At 66.1% G+C, this 572-nt stretch carries 1 protein-coding gene; it reads left to right on the plus strand.

Annotated features, from left to right (window positions below):
• Nucleotides 1-572, plus strand: a 572-nt coding sequence (locus tag LPA54_RS35620; protein WP_306806598.1) for a DNA gyrase C-terminal beta-propeller domain-containing protein, incomplete at both ends; no start/stop codon positions are given.

Consider the following 572-nt stretch of genomic DNA (forward strand, 5'->3'; position numbering starts at 1 on the left):
TCGTCCAGGAGCACGACGAGCTCCAGACGAAGATCAACGCGTACACCGAGATCCTGGCCTCCCCGGTCCGCCAGCGCGGCATCGTGAGCCAGGAGCTGGCCGCGATCGTCGAGAAGTACGGCGACGACCGCAAGACGAAGCTGATCCCCTACGAGGGCGACATGTCCATCGAGGACCTGATCGCCGAGGAGGACATCGTCGTCACGGTCACGCGGGGCGGCTACATCAAGCGCACCAAGACCGACGACTACCGGGCGCAGAAGCGCGGCGGCAAGGGGGTGCGCGGAGCGAAGCTCAAGGAAGACGACATCGTCAACCACTTCTTCGTCTCCACCACGCACCACTGGCTGCTGTTCTTCACCAACAAGGGCCGCGTGTACCGCGTGAAGGCGTACGAGCTGCCCGACGCGGGCCGCGACGCGCGCGGACAGCACGTGGCGAACCTGCTGGCCTTCCAGCCGGACGAGACCATCGCCCAGATCCGCGCCATCCGCGACTACGAGGCGACGCCCTACCTGGTCCTGGCCACCAAGGCAGGCCTGGTGAAGAAGACCCCGCTGAAGGACTACGAC

The organism is Streptomyces sp. DH12 (assembly GCF_020873895.1).
GTDB lineage: Bacteria > Actinomycetota > Actinomycetes > Streptomycetales > Streptomycetaceae > Streptomyces.